General features: G+C 58.6%; 17 protein-coding genes. 7 read left to right on the top strand and 10 right to left on the bottom strand.

Annotation, left to right across the window (positions count from 1 at the left end):
* Window positions 1-27: 27 nt before the first annotated feature.
* From HDE72_RS05815 to HDE72_RS05800, 4 genes are read right to left on the bottom strand one after another with little or no spacing between them, the layout of a single operon-like run.
* Window positions 28-855: an EI24 domain-containing protein gene (locus HDE72_RS05815; protein ID WP_183737874.1), complete on the bottom strand. Its 828-nt coding sequence runs from the start codon at window positions 853-855 to the stop codon at window positions 28-30.
* A complete protein-coding gene (locus tag HDE72_RS05810) occupies window positions 855-1,877 on the bottom strand; it encodes a sterol desaturase family protein (RefSeq protein ID WP_183737872.1) in 1,023 nt (340 codons plus the stop codon). The genes HDE72_RS05815 and HDE72_RS05810 overlap by 1 nt, the downstream gene beginning before the upstream one ends.
* Window positions 1,878-1,879: 2 nt before the next feature.
* A complete protein-coding gene (locus HDE72_RS05805) occupies window positions 1,880-2,653 on the bottom strand; it encodes a polysaccharide deacetylase family protein (protein WP_183737870.1) in 774 nt (257 codons plus the stop codon).
* Window positions 2,654-2,655: 2 nt separating this feature from the next.
* A complete protein-coding gene (locus HDE72_RS05800; RefSeq protein ID WP_183737868.1) occupies window positions 2,656-3,621 on the bottom strand; it encodes a YVTN family beta-propeller repeat protein in 966 nt (321 codons plus the stop codon).
* A 201-nt stretch (window positions 3,622-3,822) separates the two neighbouring features.
* On the opposite strand from HDE72_RS05800, the gene HDE72_RS05795 reads away from it, so the two are divergent.
* The 3 genes from HDE72_RS05795 (at window position 3,823) to HDE72_RS05785 (ending at window position 5,197) form a co-directional block, all read left to right on the top strand.
* Window positions 3,823-4,179, top strand: coding sequence for an FKBP-type peptidyl-prolyl cis-trans isomerase (locus HDE72_RS05795; RefSeq protein WP_183737866.1), 357 nt, complete (start codon window positions 3,823-3,825; stop codon window positions 4,177-4,179).
* A 222-nt stretch (window positions 4,180-4,401) separates the two neighbouring features.
* Window positions 4,402-4,656 carry an acyl-CoA-binding protein gene (locus HDE72_RS05790; RefSeq protein ID WP_183737864.1) on the top strand — a complete coding sequence of 85 codons (255 nt, stop codon included), beginning with the start codon at window positions 4,402-4,404 and terminating at the stop codon, window positions 4,654-4,656.
* A 58-nt stretch (window positions 4,657-4,714) separates the two neighbouring features.
* Window positions 4,715-5,197, top strand: a complete 483-nt coding sequence (locus HDE72_RS05785; protein ID WP_183737862.1) for a GNAT family N-acetyltransferase — start codon at window positions 4,715-4,717, stop codon at window positions 5,195-5,197.
* 210 nt (window positions 5,198-5,407) lie between these two features.
* Here the strand turns inward: HDE72_RS05785 and proX are convergent, their stop codons facing one another.
* The 4 genes from proX to HDE72_RS05765 all read right to left on the bottom strand — a co-directional run bounded on the left by proX (window position 5,408) and on the right by HDE72_RS05765 (window position 9,682).
* A complete protein-coding gene (proX, locus tag HDE72_RS05780) occupies window positions 5,408-6,460 on the bottom strand; it encodes a glycine betaine/L-proline ABC transporter substrate-binding protein ProX (protein WP_183737860.1) in 1,053 nt (350 codons plus the stop codon).
* 11 nt (window positions 6,461-6,471) lie between these two features.
* Window positions 6,472-7,512 (bottom strand): glycine betaine/L-proline ABC transporter permease ProW, encoded by a 1,041-nt coding sequence (gene proW / locus HDE72_RS05775; protein WP_260176553.1) that lies wholly within the window; start codon window positions 7,510-7,512, stop codon window positions 6,472-6,474.
* An 86-nt stretch (window positions 7,513-7,598) separates the two neighbouring features.
* The gene (gene proV, locus HDE72_RS05770) at window positions 7,599-8,834 is read right to left on the bottom strand and encodes a glycine betaine/L-proline ABC transporter ATP-binding protein ProV (RefSeq protein WP_183737856.1); all 1,236 of its coding nucleotides are present in this window, start codon (window positions 8,832-8,834) and stop codon (window positions 7,599-7,601) included.
* Window positions 8,835-9,397: 563 nt separating this feature from the next.
* Window positions 9,398-9,682 carry a polyhydroxyalkanoic acid system family protein gene (locus HDE72_RS05765; protein WP_183737854.1) on the bottom strand — a complete coding sequence of 95 codons (285 nt, stop codon included), beginning with the start codon at window positions 9,680-9,682 and terminating at the stop codon, window positions 9,398-9,400.
* 157 nt (window positions 9,683-9,839) lie between these two features.
* Here HDE72_RS05765 and HDE72_RS05760 point away from each other — a divergent pair, with 157 nt between their 5' ends.
* The 4 genes from HDE72_RS05760 to HDE72_RS05745 all read left to right on the top strand — a co-directional run bounded on the left by HDE72_RS05760 (window position 9,840) and on the right by HDE72_RS05745 (window position 13,521).
* The gene (locus HDE72_RS05760) at window positions 9,840-11,261 is read left to right on the top strand and encodes a gluzincin family metallopeptidase (protein WP_183737852.1); all 1,422 of its coding nucleotides are present in this window, start codon (window positions 9,840-9,842) and stop codon (window positions 11,259-11,261) included.
* Between the two features lie 23 nt (window positions 11,262-11,284).
* Window positions 11,285-11,572 (top strand): protealysin inhibitor emfourin, encoded by a 288-nt coding sequence (locus HDE72_RS05755; RefSeq protein WP_183737851.1) that lies wholly within the window; start codon window positions 11,285-11,287, stop codon window positions 11,570-11,572.
* A gap of 175 nt (window positions 11,573-11,747) precedes the next feature.
* Window positions 11,748-12,071, top strand: coding sequence for a ferredoxin FdxA (gene fdxA, locus HDE72_RS05750; RefSeq protein WP_183737849.1), 324 nt, complete (start codon window positions 11,748-11,750; stop codon window positions 12,069-12,071).
* Between the two features lie 229 nt (window positions 12,072-12,300).
* On the top strand, window positions 12,301-13,521 hold the full coding sequence (locus HDE72_RS05745) for a polyhydroxyalkanoate depolymerase (protein WP_183737847.1): 1,221 nt from the start codon (window positions 12,301-12,303) through the stop codon (window positions 13,519-13,521).
* A gap of 74 nt (window positions 13,522-13,595) precedes the next feature.
* Here HDE72_RS05745 and HDE72_RS05740 read toward each other — a convergent pair whose 3' ends face one another.
* Both HDE72_RS05740 and HDE72_RS05735 read right to left on the bottom strand, forming a co-directional pair.
* Complete coding sequence (locus HDE72_RS05740; RefSeq protein ID WP_183737845.1) at window positions 13,596-14,279, bottom strand: DOPA 4,5-dioxygenase family protein; 684 nt, start codon at window positions 14,277-14,279, stop codon at window positions 13,596-13,598.
* Between the two features lie 40 nt (window positions 14,280-14,319).
* A complete protein-coding gene (locus tag HDE72_RS05735) occupies window positions 14,320-16,875 on the bottom strand; it encodes a TonB-dependent receptor plug domain-containing protein (RefSeq protein WP_183737843.1) in 2,556 nt (851 codons plus the stop codon).
* Between the last annotated feature and the right edge of the window lie 105 nt (window positions 16,876-16,980).

The raw sequence follows: 16,980 nt of genomic DNA, 5'->3' as shown, positions 1-16,980 counted from the left end.
ACTTCCTTAAAATTCTATAAATTAAGATCAGAGGTCAGCGGGCGCCACATCCCGCATGCCGCGCTGACCACGCAGGGCCGACAGCGCTTCCAGGCAGTAATACTGAAACCACAGGCCCGTAAAAATAAAGATCAGCACATACAGCCAGATCGCGAACGCCGCGATGAAGGGGAAAAACACCACCGACATCACGCCGCCCATCCACAGCAAGCCCGGCACAGAACCGGCCGCGCCCGAAACCATGCCGATCGCCAGCAAGGGCCAGCGCCGCGCGCGCGTCACCGCCTGCCGCTCTTCCGCCGTGGCGTAATCGGCCAGCGCATCGTACGCCATCACCCGGTAAGTGAGCCAGCCCCACAGCACCGCCTGCGCGGCCAGGGCCGCCGGCGGAAACACATACAGGGGCAGCAAGACCAGCCACGCCAGGATAAAGATCACAAAAGTAGCCAAAGCCGTGCCCACACTGCCCAGCAGGCTGCCGCCATGTTTTTTTTGCAGTTGCGGAAAATGTCGGCCACCCACGTGGCGCGAAATCACGGGCATGGCGAACAGGCCCATGAAGATCAGCGCCGTCAATATCATCAGCGGCAGCAGCAAAAACATGGCGATCAGGGGCACGACCACGGTTTTCAGCATGCCCAGGCCCACCATGGCCAGTATCTGGCCGCTGGCGTGGAAGAAGTCATGCTCCGTAAACAAGGCGTGCAGGCTGTCGATCAGCGGTTGCAAGCCCACCCATAGCAGCGCGCCCCACAGCACCAGCGACAGCAGAAATGGCAATACGCTCAGCAACAGCATCTTGCCGTGCAGCTGAGACAGAAAAGCGCGGCCATAGGAATTAAATACATTGCGCATCAAGAACGTCCTTTTTTTCTTGCAAATTCCACCATGCGTCGCAAGCCCAGCCACTGTTGTTGCCAGAAGCCACGACCATAGTTGCGCCCCGGCCGACCGATGCCATTGCGGTCGATGCGGGCCAGCTGGTCGCGCACCCCCGTGCGTGCATAGCCGGTGGAGAAATTGGCGGTGCCCAGCAGCATATCCCAAATTGGCAGGACGACGCCAAAGTTGCAGCCGCCCATGCTGCCCTTGCCCTTCGATTCATGCCCGATTCCAATCGCATGGTGGGTGCGGTGAAAACGGGGCGATACCAGCAGGCGCTCGCCGATGCGGCCGAAGTGCAGCCTTACATTGGCGTGCTGCAAGCTTTGCAAAATGCGCGAAATCGATACCAGCAAGATATATTGGCCAGGCGGCACGCCGATGCCCAGCGCGATCACGGCCATCACCACGTCGCGCAGCAAGTCATCGAGCAAATGGTTGCGGTTATCGCTCCACAGATTCAGGTTTTGCTGGCTGTGGTGCAAGCTGTGCAAGCCCCACCACCAGCCGAAATGGTGGGAAGCGCGGTGATAGCAATAGTCGACAAAGTCGAGCAAAACAAAATAAATCAGGAAGCTGGCGAGCGGACTGATGCCCGGCAACAGCGTTTCAAGGTGCAGCGGACGCACATTGTCGAAGCGCAAGGCGCCGGCCAGCGTATCCATCAGCGGGTCGAGCGTGAAGAAAATCAGCACGGAAAACAGGCCGATACGGTGCAGCACGGTATAAAGAAAATCGTTCCAGCGCGCACGTGGATCGGTGATCTTTTGCGCAGGGATCAGGGCTTCCATCGGACGCAGCACCAGGAACAGCAGCAGCAACTCGCACATGCCGATCAACAGCCACTCCGTGCCTTCGAAGGCTTCTTCGGTAAATTCGCCAAAACCCAGGTGATACACAACAGGATGAACCACCGTCTGGAACAGCCAGCCTTGCGCCTGGCCAAAGGTATCGACCACCGCGGCAACGATGGGAGCAAGCAAGGCAGCTATCATGGCTAATCTTTCTTTTTTACATAGTCAGGGTGCTCACGCAAGGTGGCGAAGCAAAAGCCCTTGTCCTGCAAGCCCGTCACCAGGGCATCGAGGTTGGCAGGCGCCCACGCATCCTTGCGCGACCAGATGCCCATGTGGGCAATAAAAATATCGCCACTGCGCAAGTTCGCCAGGGCTTTCTTGAGCAGCATGGCGTTCGGATACTTGTCGCTAGGCAGCTCATCGCCCGAATACCCGGCCGGCGCCCAGCCCGCGTGGCGATAAGCGCAAGCGCTGCCTGCCGCCAAAGTCCGGGGCGAAGTATAACCGCCCGGCGCGCGCCAGAACGGATCGAGCTGATGCCCGGTCAATTCCTGGAATCGCTGGTCGACGCGGCGCAATTGTTCACAAAACTGCCCGGGCGTGACGGAAAGCAGCTTGCCGCCCTCCTTGCCGAACTGCGGCTTGACCTGGATCAGTCCATTGGGCAGATCTTTTTTCCAGTACACGTGGTCAAACGTATGCGTACCAAAGGCATGGCCTTCGGCGACGCGGGCTTTCCAGTACGGCGCCCAGCTGGGGTCCAGCGAATAATCGCCGCGCGTGGTTTTTTCATTGGCCAGGAAAAAAGTGGCTTTGACGTGATGCTTGTTGAGTACATCGGCGATCAACTGGGCCTGCGACTGGCTGCCCGTGTCAAAGGTCAGGTAAATCGTGCCCTTGCAGACCGGCGCAGCAGCTTGTACAGGCAGGCTGGAGAACGCCAGCAGCAGCCACAAGGAGGAAAGTGAGCGCATGCTCACATGCGCGGCGAATGGCGCGAGAAATACACACCGTGCGGCGAGCGGCCCACGGGGATCAGCTTGATGACCTTGCGGCTGGGAATGTCGATCACGGCCACTTTCTTGATCCAGCGCAAAGTCACCCACATGGTCTTGCCATCGGGCGTGATTTCCATGCAGTCCGGGCCGCCCGGCACATTGATGGTGCCGACGTTTTCCAGCGTGGTCTGGTCGATGATATTGATGGTGTTCGACACGCGGTTCGAGACAAACGTCATGCGTTTATCACCGAGCGCGCGAAAATTATGCGCGCCAGCGCCAGCCTTGATGCGCTTGATGCTTTTCTGCGCGCGCCAGTCGATCACTTCCACGTAATCGCTGCCCATGATGCCCACCAGCAGATACTTGCCGTCCGGCGTGACCGTAATGCCAGCTGGCGCGGGACCGACGGGCATGGTCCATTTCACCGTTTGCGTGGCCAGATCGATGGCGCTGACCTGGTTGCTACCCTGCTGGGTAATGAAGGCCATGCTGCTGTCTTCCGTAAATGCCATATGGCTGGGCATTTTCGGCAGCGCGATGCGCTTGGCCAGGGTCAGGTTGGTGCCGTCATAACGATACAGGTCGATGCGGTCCAGGCGCAGGGAATTGGAGATGAACCACTTCTGGTCTGGCGAAAAACCGATCTGGTAAGGGTCGAGGATATTCGGAATGCGGCGCTGGATCTGGCCCGACACCGGGTCCAGGAAGATCAATTCATTGCCAACGGCACTGGCGACGATCAGCGACTTGCCGTCTGGCGTCTCCATCAAGTGATGCGGCTCCTTGCCGACCGAAAAAGTCGACAGTGGTGCGTACGTCTTTTGATCCAATAGTTGCACCGTGGCGTCACGGGAATTGAGCACCACCACCACTTCGGCTTGCGCCGTGGACAGGAAGCAAAGCAAACACAGTACAGACAGGCGGTGGAGGCGACGAAACATAGCAATCACGATGAGTTCACTGTTAATTACAAAACAGCCATTTTACTTTGAAACACTGTTTTTTTTAATAAATACCCTGCTGTGTGAACAATTACCGGGCAGCATGTCCTTTCGTGTTTTGACTGCGCCAGGACCCGTCTTGGCGCTTTGGCGGCGCTTGCACTACAATCTGAAGCTTTTATCCGAACCATAAGGAATACTATGTCCACCATCACCACCGCCTCCGGCCTGCAATACATCGACACCGTCATCGGCGAAGGCGCTGAAGCCAAAGCGGGCAACAATGTTGTCGTGCATTACACGGGCTGGCTGCAAAACGACGATGGCAGCGCCGGTTCGAAATTCGATTCGAGCAAGGACCGCAACGACCCGTTCGAATTCCCGCTGGGCGCCGGCCGCGTCATCCAGGGCTGGGACGAAGGCGTACAAGGCATGAAAATTGGCGGCAAGCGCCAGTTGATCATCCCTTCGGCACTGGGCTACGGTACGCGCGGCGCCGGCGGCGCGATTCCACCGAACGCTACCCTGATTTTTGACGTCGAACTGCTGGGCGTATAAACCTTAGCGTCAACTGTCCCAAGCGCCGCCATCAGGCGGCGTTTTTTATGCAAGCTCTGTTTTGAGTATCCCCTCTAATGCAGGGCCGTTTTTTTTCACTATGATGTCAGATATGCGGCAGGCACGGTGGCCACTCCGCCGGGCTTGCGCAGCCATTTGTTACAGCAATATTTATCACAGCGATATTCGTCACAGCGATTCATCCAGCCCACAGGAGATACCATGAGTCTACAAGAGCAATTCGACCAAGCACAGCTCGATTCCAAGACCCTGTCCGAACGTCCGGACAATATGACCTTGCTGAAAATCTACGCACTGTTCAAGCAAGCTGCGAACGGCGACGCCACCGGCGAGCGCCCTGGCATGACCGATTTCGTCAACCGCGCCAAATTTGACGCGTGGACAGCCCTGGCTGGCACCTCGAAAGAAGATGCGCAGCAGCAATACATTGATCTGATCGAAGATTTGAAAGACTAAACTTCCGCGCTATGCCTGCCCTGGCGCCGTCCGGGGCAGCTTTTTTTACCGATGCATCATGAACCACCACACCATCCGCCCTGCCCAAGTGAGCGACCTGCCGCACTTGTTCGACGTCTGGCATGCTGCCGTCATCGCCACCCACGATTTCCTCAGCCCTGCCGATATCGATTTCCTCAGTCCTTTTGTCCGTATCGAGCTGGCGCGTGCCACCAGCGTACAGTCGCTGCATGTATTGCGCTGCACTGACGACAATGCGTATGCCTTTATGTGCGTCGAGGCGCACAAGATCGAGATGCTGTTCGTGCGTCCTGATCAGCGCGGCAATGGCGCCGGCCGTACCCTGATGAGCTACGCCACGGACAAGCTGGGCGCGACCGCCGTCGACGTCAACGAACACAATACGCAAGGCCACGATTTTTACCGCCATATGGGCTTTATCGAGGAAAGCCGGTCCGAACTGGACCCTTTCGGCAAGCCTTTCCCCATGTTGCACCTGAAATTGGCCAAAAACGGCGAAAAAATCACCAAAAACCACTGAAACAGCCTAAAAACGCCATAGTGCCTACGGAATGCGTAGTCACTCGCAGGCGCGTGCCTGTTTTGACGGGTTTCTCCATTTTTACCTTAAAACAGGCCAAAAACGGCAAAAAATTCACAGAAAACCACCAAAACAGCCTGTAAACGCAAAAGTGGCTACCGAAGCGGTAGCCACTCACAGCGCATGCAAAAAGCGCTTTTACTTCTTCGCTTACTTCTTCGCTGCGGCCAAAGCCTGGGCGATCCAGCCATCAAACGTTTGCTGGTGGAACTTGATCCAGCCATCCGTATGGCGCGCGATATCCTGCTGCGTGTTTTCGCCAGTGCGCATGCGCTCGTTTTGCGCATTGATGTCGGCCACCGGCAATTGCATCACTTCGAACAGCTTGGCCGCTGCCGGGTTTTTCTCCACCCACGCTTTATTGGCCACGATACGCGCCGTGTTGACGGCAAAACCGTAATCGCTGCCATCATCGAGGCGGGTATTCACATTGTCCGGATTGGCTGAAAACGGTACCTTGAGCCAAACCACGTCGCGTCCCGGCACCAGCACGCCGCTGACCCAGTAGGGCGTCCACGTGTAATACAGTATGGGTTCGCCACGCTTGTAGCGGCCCAGGGTATCGGCGATCAGGGCCGCATAACTGCCTTGTACGTGCTTGACGGTGTCGCGCAATTTATAGGCATCCATATGATGCTCAATCAGCGCCTCGCAGCCCCAGCCCGGGTTGCAACCGGTCAGATCGGCCTTGCCGTCGCCGTCATGGTCGAACAGCTTGGCCAGGTTAGGGTCGCGCAACTGGTCGATATTGGTGATGTTGTACTTTTCCGAGGTCGCCTTGTCGATCAGATAACCCTGTGCGGCCGGACCTGCATACTGCCCGGTGCGCGACAGCTTGGCGTCGCCGCCCGCATTGTTATAAAAATCCTTGTGCATCGGGTCCCAGTGCACGGCCATGAAGGTAGCGTCGCCATTGGCAATCGCGATATGCGCAGTCGGATATTCCACTTCCTTGATCGGCAACACCTCGTAACCGAGCTTTTCCAGTGCGCGGTCGACCAGCATGGTCTGGAAAGTTTCTTCCGCGATCGAGCTTTGCAGCGCTTGCACCTTGATGCCGGCGCCGGGCAGACTGGCGTCGACTGGCGCCTGCGCCATGGCCAGGCTGGTAGTCAGGGCCAGGGCGGCAAGCGCCAGGGCCGAGATCCATTTGAAGCGGCGTTGCGATTTTTGCGTTGCTTTAAAATGTTTAGTTTGTTGCATGCGTTTCCTTTTTATTGTGCGTTGGCAAGCGTCGCTTGCTGCGTGGTCTGTGCTTCAGCGCGATCAGCATTGCCGCGCACCAGGCGCAGCACGAAACCGGCTGGGCCCGTCTGGTACCAGTGGCGCACGCCACGGCGCGGCTGGCCCATGGATTGCGTCAAGCGGTCCAGGGTAATGGCCAACAGCACGATGCCCAGGCCACCGACGGTTGCCAGGCCCATGTCCAGGCGGCCGATGCCGCGCAATACCATTTGCCCCAGGCCACCAACGGCGATCATCGAGGCAATTACCACCATCGACAGGGACAGCATCAGCGACTGGTTGATACCGGCCATGATCGATGGCATGGCCAGCGGAAATTGCACGCGGGTCAGCAATTGCCACGGCGACGCACCGTAGGCGCGGGCCGCTTCGATCAGGTCGGGACGCACCTGGCGGATACCCAGGTTGGTCAGGCGCACCAGTGGCGGCAAGGCAAAGATGATCGTCACGATCACGCCAGGCGCATTACCGATACCAAACAGCATCACTACCGGCACCAGATACACGAAGGCGGGCGTGGTTTGCATGGCGTCGAGCACCGGACGCAGGAAATTTTGCGCGCGGTCGCTGCTGGCGAGGAAAATCCCCAAGGGCAGACCGATCGCCAGGCAGAAGGCGAGCGAGGTCAGCACCAGCGACAAGGTCACCATGGCTTCTGGCCAGATGCCCAGCATCGATACCACCAGCAGCGCCAGCACGGTGCCGACGGCCAGAGTACGGCTGGTAAATTGCCAGGCCAGCAAGCCGATGATGGCGATCAGGCTCAGCGATGGAAGCACCATCAGCACATCCTGCACGCCATTCAAGGTGCTGTCGATCGGCGCGCGCACGGCCTGGAAAAACGGACGGAAATGGGTCACGACCCAGCCCAGGCCCTGGTTGATCCAGCTTTCCAGTGGCAGCGAACCGTCAAAGATGTGCGACAGGTGGAAACCAGTGGCATGTTCTGGCGATACGGCCGGCGCCGCAGCGTCGAGCCAGGCGGTACTGCCAGCCGGTGGCGGCGTCATGGCCCAGGGATTGATTTGCGGTGCGTGTACAACGGCAGTGGCTGCTTGCTCGACGACGGGTTCGATTACGCTAACGTTATCTGGATTCATGCTTGTCCTTTCTGTAATTGTGGCTCGGCAATGGCTGGCGTGTCGCGGTCGAGGAACTTCAGCAAGGTTGTCTTGCTGATGGCGCCGCGGAAGCTGCCATCATTGGCCACCACTGGAACGGCGTAAGGCAGTTGCGCCACCTGGCCGAACAGGCCGGCCACGGGCTCATCGGCATTAATCGTCTGCACTTCAGTCAGGTAGGCATGCTGCAGGCCCAGCGGTCCGACGTGGCCATCGAGCGCGTTGCGCAGCGAGTCGGCCGATACCACGCCGAGGAATTTTTTCTGCGGGCAAACTACATAGGCATACGCCCGGTCCTGGTCTTCCAGCATGGTCAGTGCAGCGCGCGAACCGCGGGTCGGCGATTCGGACACCACCACCTGGCTCTTGCGGGCAATATCGCTGGCCTTGAAGACCGCCGCCGCATCGACGCCGCGCACAAAGTTGCGCACGTAATCGTTGGCAGGTTTGCGCAGGATTTCTTCCGGCGTGCCCACTTGCACCACATGGCCATCTTTCATGATGGCAACGCGGTCGCCGATGCGCATCGCTTCATCGAGGTCATGCGAAATGAAGACGATGGTGCGGCGCTTGATCTGTTGCAAACGCAGCAGTTCCGATTGCATTTCCGTGCGGATGATGGGATCGAGTGCGGAAAACGCTTCATCCATCAGCAAAATCGATGGATCGCAAGCCAGCGCACGGGCCAGGCCCACACGCTGCTGCATGCCGCCCGACAACTCGTCGGGATAACTGGCGCCATAACCGGCCAGGCCTACCTGCTCCAGCGCTTGCTGGGCCAGCGCGTGGCGCTCAGCTTTCGGCATGCCGGCCAGCTCCATGCCGAAGGCGGTATTGTCGAGTACGGTAATTTGCGGCAGCAGCGCGAACGACTGGAATACCATGCTGATGTCCTTGCGGCGCAGCGCGCGCAACTGGGCGTCCGGCAAGGTATTGATATCGTTGCCGTCGATCAGGATCTTGCCTGCCGTCGGTTCAATCAGACGGTTCAACATGCGTACCAGGGTGGACTTGCCCGAACCGGACAGGCCCATGATGACGAAAATCTCGCCTGCTTCAATGGTGAAACTGGCGTCGAACACGCCGATGGTGCAGCCGGTCTTGGCCAGGATGTCTTGTTTGCTGGCGCCCTGGTGGACGAGTTCCAGCGCAGTATCGGGCTGGTCGCCGAACACCTTGAATACATGGTCGATAATGATTTGTTTTGCCACGTTGTGGTTCTCCCTCGATTTGACGAATGGAATGACACCTTGCAAGCATGCAAGCTTGCGACAGGTATCAGCAAACCCTGCTCCGTCGGCTACGCAACGGCGCAATGCGCACGGGAGCGACAGATAGCAGGGATGACACGCGTGTAACCGGCATATCGATAAGTCATGCCGGGGTGCCCAGTGCGTGCTAAAAAGAGGCTGTGGTTCAGGACTTTTAGCGACGCTGGCGCCATAAATACATGGCACCAAATGTATCTAACCGAAAAAATCGGTCAAAAACGATTAAGCGGATGCGGGTGTTATAACCCGAAGAAATATTAACCAAATGACTATAAAAAGTCAGAGGAAAAGTACTGCGAAGCAGAAGATGATGCGTTGAAGCTGTTGTAAATATGCGTCAAGTATAACGCAAAAAGACGTCAAAGTCCAATAGCTTTCTAAATTGAAACATGGTAGTAATGTGCGGCAACGTACAGTCAAGCGTAAAACAGTGCCAAGAGCGGCGCACGGCGCCCTGTCGTGGCCATGCAGAAATGGCATCGAACAAGGCGCCCTGACCAGCATCAAGCCTGCTCTGTAAACACCTTGCGCATCTTTTCCGCGATCTTGCCTTCGATCGTGGAAGCGAAGGCGCTGAGCATGAAACCGAGCTTGATTGTGAGCTGGGCCTGTTCTTTGCCCAGGGTCAGCGCACCGTCGACGCCACTGCGCTCGAAGCGCAAGACATCGCCATCCCAGGTACACGCCAGATCAAACTCCCGGGCCAGCTTGTCAGCCACTTGCTGCGCCGCTGCACGGGCCTTTTCTGCTGTCAGCTGATGCTGCTGAACTATATTGATATCCGCCATCAAACTATCCTTTTATTAAAAACGGGTACGACACGGCCAGCATGATAACAGCCGGAAAGCCACCCCTTCCGACATCCGCTTGCGCCGCATCAAACCAGCCAGGGCCGTGCGGGCAGATGATTTCACTTCCAGCCGCCGCTAGTCAGGGAGAGTCGCCATGGACCAGAAAGTCATCGTACCGGTCGAAGCCGTGCTGACCCAATGCGTTTCCCTGCCCGTCGGCTACGTGCCCACGCCGTCAGCACCCTACCGCCAGCACCGCAAGCAGGCCCAGCTGACCTTGCAGCCTGGTCCGCCGCGCCTGAATGATGGCAGCGGGCGCACACTGGCGGCCGTGCCGGCCGGCTCGCGCATGCTGATCTGGAAGCAAGATCCGTCCGTGAGCGAACTGGGCACACGCAAGGCCTTCGTGCCTGGGCTGATACTGCAAGGCCCGCGCGATGCACGCATCACCTTCGGCGAACCGGGCATCGCCCAGGTCAGTCCCAACGCCTTCGGCGACTTCATCGTCTCGCCCAACACCGACCAGTTCGACGCAGTGCACACCTTTGCCATCGTGCGCATGACACTCACCATGTACCAGCGCGCGCTGGCCAGCATAGGCACGCCTTCGCCGCTGCCCTGGCAATGGAATAGCGCCAGCAATACCGCTCCCTTGCGTGTGTTTCCGCACGGCTTGCCCAATGTCATGAACGCGTATTACAGCCGCAGCGACACGGCGCTCAAGTTCGGCGACTTCATTCCCAGCGGCGCCACCGAGCGCGTCTACACCTGCCGCTCGCTCGACATCGTTTCGCATGAAACCGGGCACGCCGTGCTCGATGGATTGAAACCACAGTGGCTGCTCAGCAACAACCCGCCGCAGACAGGCGGCTTACACGAATCATTCGGCGACCTGACCGCCATCTTCCTGGCCCTGTCGCAGCTGGACCAGGTGGAAGCGGTGATCGCCCAGACCAAGTCTGACTTGCACGACAAAACCTTTCTGGCCGACCTGGCCGAACAATTTGGCCTGGCGCTGGGCCGCCCGAACGGCTTGCGCAACGCCGACAATGACATCAAGCTGTCCGAAGCGGGCACGGAGGTGCATGCAATTTCGCAAGTATTTACGGGCGCCATCTACGACATCCTGGCCGACATCTTTTCCCATGAACGCCAGCCGCAAGTGGAAGACGACGCTGCCGTGCTGCACCGCTGCGGCGACTACCTGCGCGGCCTGGTCTTGCGCGCCCTGCTGGCCTCACCCAACCTGGCGGCCAGCTATGCCGACGTGGCCAACCATATGCTGGCCATCGCCAGCAGCGATGGCAAAGCCGGCTATCTCGATTTCATCCGCAGCAGCTTCACCCGGCGCGAGGTGCTCAGTACCACGCTCAGTGCAGGCGCTGGCGTGGACATGGGCGGCGAACATACAGCTTATGCACCCGGCATCGTCGATGAAGCCGGCGCCGTGCAAGACCGGCGCGCCTGCTGTGGCACCATGAACCACGCCGAATACAGCACATCCGACCAGGAACTCGATGCGGAACGGGCCGCGCTGGCCGCCTGGTGCCGCGACTATGCCTGCAGAACCGAATAAACCCATCCATCACAGGGAGCACCATGAAAATATCAGCCAGCAGCAGCGGCGGCTTTGCCGGCCTGCATGAGCACTATGACATCGATACGCAAACCCATCCTGCCGGCCGCACGCTCGAAGCGGCGCTGGCCAGCAGCGGCTTCTTCAATGGCAGCCAGGCTGGCGACGCCGCCGTGGGCGCCGATCTGGTGCATTGGCGCATCACCGTCGAGGCTCCCGACGCGCGCCGCACGATCAGCTTTGCCGAAGATGGCAGCGCTGAAAATGCCCACTGGCAAAACCTGGTGGCGCAAATCCGCGCCGCCAACTGAAGCGCTTCCCTGTACAGCCGTGGCGCTGCCAAAAAAGAATTTACTTATGCGTATTGTATCTAAGCCGGATTTGTGAGAAATAAGGAATTGCCTTAAAATACGAGGCTTTGCTTTAGTATGCGCCGCCGATATTCCTTCAGGCGCTACAGCACCTCCCAATATTGATAGGACTGTTATGACCCACGTTGTCACCGAATCCTGCATCGCTTGTCGTTACACCGACTGCGTCGATGTCTGCCCGGTAGATTGTTTCCGGGAAGGCCCCAATTTCCTGGCAATCGATCCGGACGAATGTATTGATTGCGCAGTATGCGTGGCAGAGTGCCCGGTGAACGCGATTTTCGCGGAAGAAGACGTGCCTGGCGATCAGCAAACCTTCATCAAGATTAACGTCGACCTGGCCCGCAACTGGCCGTCGATTACCAAGACCAAAGCTGCATTGCCGGAAGCCGAGCAATACAAGGACGTCAAGGAAAAGCTGGACATGCTGGTACGCTAAGACGCATCGCCAATAAAGAAACAATATTAAAAAAGCAGCGGAAACGCTGCTTTTTTGCTTTAAAAACATGATTACCGATCTTTTCACACAAGTGTGGCGCATTGACACAATGGGGCGCAAAGTGTGACGCTGTGCGCGGTAAAGCACATTTTGTCCTCTACAAATGTCATAAAATTGGATTATGATATTTGAGCCGATATTGGCGCTTGGAATTAAACAAGGACTCTATATGCTTTACCAACTGCACGAACTGCAACGCTCCTTCCTCACTCCGGTGATGCAATGGGCAGACATGTCCTCCAAGTTATTTACCAACCCGGTTTCCCCTCTGGCCCACACCCCGTTTTCGCAACGCATCGCAGCCGGTTACGAGCTGATGTACCGCCTTGGCAAAGACTATGAAAAACCGCAATTTGACATAAAATCCGTGCTCGTCAAGGGCGAGAGCGTCAATATCCTCGAACACGTAGTCGTAAACAAACCGTTTTGCCGTTTGATCCATTTCAAGAAAGAAGCCACTGGCTTGCAACAGCCTAAAGTTTTGCTGGTTGCCCCCCTGTCCGGTCACCACTCGACCCTGCTGCGCGATACGGTGCGCGGCTTGCTGGCCGAGCACGATGTCTACATCACCGACTGGACCGACGCGCGCATGGTGCCGCTGACCCAAGGCCCGTTCCACCTGGACGATTACATTTATTATGTGCAAGAGTTCATCCGCCTGCTGGCGCCCGACCTGCACGTGATCTCCGTCTGCCAGCCAACCGTGCCCGTGCTGGCCGCCATCTCGCTGATGGCGACCGCCAAAGATCCGCACATGCCGAAATCCATGACGATGATGGGCGGCCCGATCGACCCACGCCGCTCGCCCACGCAAGTGAACGATCTTGCGACGGAAAAGAAATTCTCGTGGTTTGAAAACACCGTGATCTATGCCGTGCCGCCGAATTATCCGGGCTTTGGCCGCAAGGTCTATCCCGGCTTTTTGCAACACGCTGGCTTCATCGCCATGAATCCTGGCCGCCACGCACAAAGCCACCGCGAGTTCTATATGCACCTGGTGACGGGCGACGATGAACCGGCGGAAGGCCATCGCCAGTTCTACAATGAATACAACGCCGTGCTGGACATGCCTGCCGAGTACTATCTGGACACGATCAAGACCGTGTTCCAGGAATTCAGCTTGCCGAAAGGCACCTGGAAGGTCGGCGGCCAGCTGGTGCGTCCGCAAGACATCACCAACGTGGCGCTGTTCACGGTCGAAGGCGAGCTGGATGACATTTCCGGCGCAGGCCAGACGCAGGCAGCCCATGATTTGTGCAGCAGCATCCCTGCGCACATGCAGCAAGACTTCGTGGCGCCGAAATGCGGCCACTACGGCATCTTCTCGGGCCGTCGCTGGCGTGAAATCATTTGCCCGAAAATTGGCGAATTCATCCAGAAGCATGCCTGATCTGTATCACTGAAAAAAATGGCACGCCAGCGCAAGCAGGCGTGCCATTTTTTTATGTCCAGCTTATCTCCACCTCAGGCGCGTGCCGTTTCGATTTTCACCGTCGGGTGCGTATTGACGTAGATCTGCTCGACCCGCGGTTCGCCCGGCCCCGGCTTCTTCATCGCGTAGCCATTCACCGGTTGCGAACGGTTCACCCACAGCGCGTAATACAGGTGATCGGCGCGCGGATCATCGGTATTCGGATGGATCAATATGGTCAATCCCAGGCTATTCAATTGCAGCCACGGCACGATCACGGGCAACAAGTCATTCGTAAATCCGAAGTAGAACGAGGGCGTCACGTGCGGGCCGCGCGGCTCCAGATTCCAGTCGCCCAGCTCGACCGAGAAACGCTCGGCTGCCCATTTCCTTATCAGCGCTGCCTTCTGGTAACTGTCTTCGTCAAAATAGATATGCGCGTGATAGCTCTCGATATCGGTGTAGGCGCGCGGTTTCGACGGCAAGGTTTCTTCGCCAGGGCGCACGCTGACAGGGCGCGGCGTGGGCGCCGTATCCGTATGTTCACCCCAGGGGCTTTTACCGGGCGCCGGTTTCACGCGCGCCGGCTTGGCCTCTTGCGCCAGCGCCGTGCCCGCCAGGCCGGAAGCGGCCAGCGCCGCCACCAGGCCGCCGCCGCGCAAGACGGTGCGGCGTTGCGGCGATAAGAGATTGGCCCATTCCAGGTCGATGGCGGCGTGTTCAGTATGGTCAGACATGGGATTTCCTGTTCTTGATGATAGGTAATGGAGGAATAAATTAGAAACGGACGGTGGCGCGGGCGTAGTAGTAACTACCCAGCACACCCAAGGGTCCCGAGTTGTCGTAGGCGCCTGTGTATTGCGCCAGATTCGAGGCGCTGCGCGCTTCACGCGGCACCTGGCTCGGCTTCTGGTTGAAGACGTTGTTGGCGCCCACAGTCACGTTGATGCGCTTGCTGATGTCGTAGCCCAGGCTCAAGTCCGTCACGAATGCCGCTTTCAGCTGATAGTCGTCGCCCGTGATGGCGTTCAGGCGTTTCAGCTTGCCGTAGCGCGTTTCGCGCAGATTGAAAGTCCAGCCTGCCTTTTCATAGGCCAGGGTGACGATTTCCTTGTCGCGTGGTGCGCGGTACAGCAAGTCGTATTCGGCCGATTTGCTGAGCGTGCCGATATTGGGCAAGCCTTGCAGCACAGCTGGCAAGTCCGCCTTGCCCACCAGGCTGGTGTGATTGACATTGGCCGCCGCCGTCCAGCGCAGCTTGCCATCGGCCAGGCGCAGCACATCTTCCGCCGTCAGATCGATGCCGCGCGTGCGCGTATCGCCCACGTTGCTGAAGTAATGCGCCACCAGGCCATTGCCCACCGTCAAGCCCGCCGAACGCAGCAGGTTTTCAATGGTGGCCGCTTGCGCCGCCGTCAGCGGCCGGCCGCTGCCATCGAGCGCCAGACCCGAACTGCGGTCGATACCGATATTCGACGATACGCCCAGGCGATCGCTGACCTTGATCTGGTAAGCATCGACGGCAAAGCGCAGGGTCGATGAAGGGTTGAAGGTCAGGCCAGCCGAAAAATTGGTCGACTTTTCCGGTTTTAAAGGCTGTGCTCCCAGCGCCTTGGCAGCCGCCGAACTCGGTTGCGCCAGGGTATAGGGCACGCCTGCATGGTCCGAGGTATTCGAATACGATTGCGTGACCAGGCTGGGCGCATGGAAACCATTGCTGAGCGTGCCGCGTACGGCAAACGTGGCAGCTATGTCATAGCGCGCCGACAAGCGGCCCGTGCTCTTGCTGCCGAAGTCCGAATATTTTTCCGCACGCAAGGCCGTATCGACCAGCAACTGCGGCGTGATCTTCGTCCCCAGGCCGATGTAGGCGGCGTAGCTGTGGCGCGCCGTGTCCGATGCATCAACGGGCAGATAACCGGCCAGCGCCGAGGAGCCGCTGCCCTGGTAGGACGCCGGTTCGCCGGGACTGCGCTGCTGCGTTTCATGCGAGTATTCCAGGCCGATGCTCAGGTCGGCAGGCTCGGCCAGGCCCAGGGCCACCGGGCGGCGCAGATCGACATTGCTGGTCGAGCGGCTGTAGCGCTGGTTGCCGATATAAAAACTGGTCTGCCCGCCCGGATAGGCCAGCGAGTAATTGGCCGAACTCTCCACCCCGACATCGATATCGTCGCGGCCATAGGTGGTGCTGAAATCCCAGGCCCAGCCCGCCGCTTCGCCCTTGACGCCGCCCGTCAGCGAAAAATCGTCTTCGCTGGTGGTTTCATAGGGCGTAAAACCGTCCGGATAAACGGACAGCAAGCCGCGGTTGTTATTGAAAATGGTGTTAGGCAGGCGGAAATTCTGCGCCGAGCGGGCGTTGCGGTGGGCATAGGTGCCAAAACCATAGACTTGCACGTCATCCGACACGTCATACCCGAGGTTGGCGCTGAGCGAGGCGGTGCTGCTTTGCGGCACGCCCGTATTACGCCACGGATTGCTGTTGCGGTTCGCTTCGGCCGGGTTCGGCGAGGCGCCGGCCGGCAAGCTGTTGTTCGGTCCCAGGCGCACCAATTGCCCGTCGCTATTGCGCACGGCCGGGTACGACAGATAGCCAGGGTTCAGGGCGAAATTGCGCACGGCAATGCCTTGCCGCTGGTATTCGGCGCCAAAGTGGGCAAAACCCCGCTCGCCCAAACGCGTGCCGCCGTCGAGACGCACATAGCCGTTGGCGCCATCGCCTGCAGAGGTGGAGCCCGCTTGCGTGCTGGCAGTGAAGCTGTCATCAGATTTCAGGATGATGTTGATCACGCCGGCAATCGCATCGGAGCCGTAAATAGCCGACGCGCCATCGCGCAAGATTTCCACCCGCGCTATGGCGCCCGTGGGTATCAAGGCCAGGTCGGTGGCCACCGAACCCGGAAAACCATCTTCATTGACGATGGCCGTCGTATGCCGGCGCTTGCCGTTGACCAGCACCAGCGTGTGTGAAGGGTCGAGGTTGCGCAGCTGGCCGGCGCGCACGATGCTGCCCAGGTCGGGCTGCACCCTGGCCGGCAAATTAAACGAAGGCAAGGCCGAGTCCAGCGCATCGAGTAAATTGAGCTTGCCGGTCGCCACCAGTTGCTGCGCGCTGATCACATCGATGGGCGCGGCACTGTTGTCGACCGTACGGCCCGAACCGCGCGCGCCGGTGACGATCACGGCATCGAGCGGGTTGGCGGCGGCCTCGGCAGAGACTTGAGCAAGAGCAATACCAGGCTGCGTCAGCAACAACACGGCGACTGACACCGCCTGCGCCAGCCGCCGCAGGCGTGGTGCGGAGGGATGCACGGAATCAGACAATACTTGCATACGAACATCCTTTTTAATAGTCAACAAGACAATGCATGCAGACTAAAGGATGGACAAACAAACAAGAACGAATGCTTTCGTATTAGGTTATTTCGTTTTGGCAAC

The sequence above is a fragment of the Janthinobacterium saanense genome, from assembly GCF_014200675.1.
Classification (GTDB): Bacteria; Pseudomonadota; Gammaproteobacteria; order Burkholderiales; family Burkholderiaceae_D; genus Janthinobacterium.
This window is presented reverse-complemented; position numbering and strand designations above follow the sequence as displayed.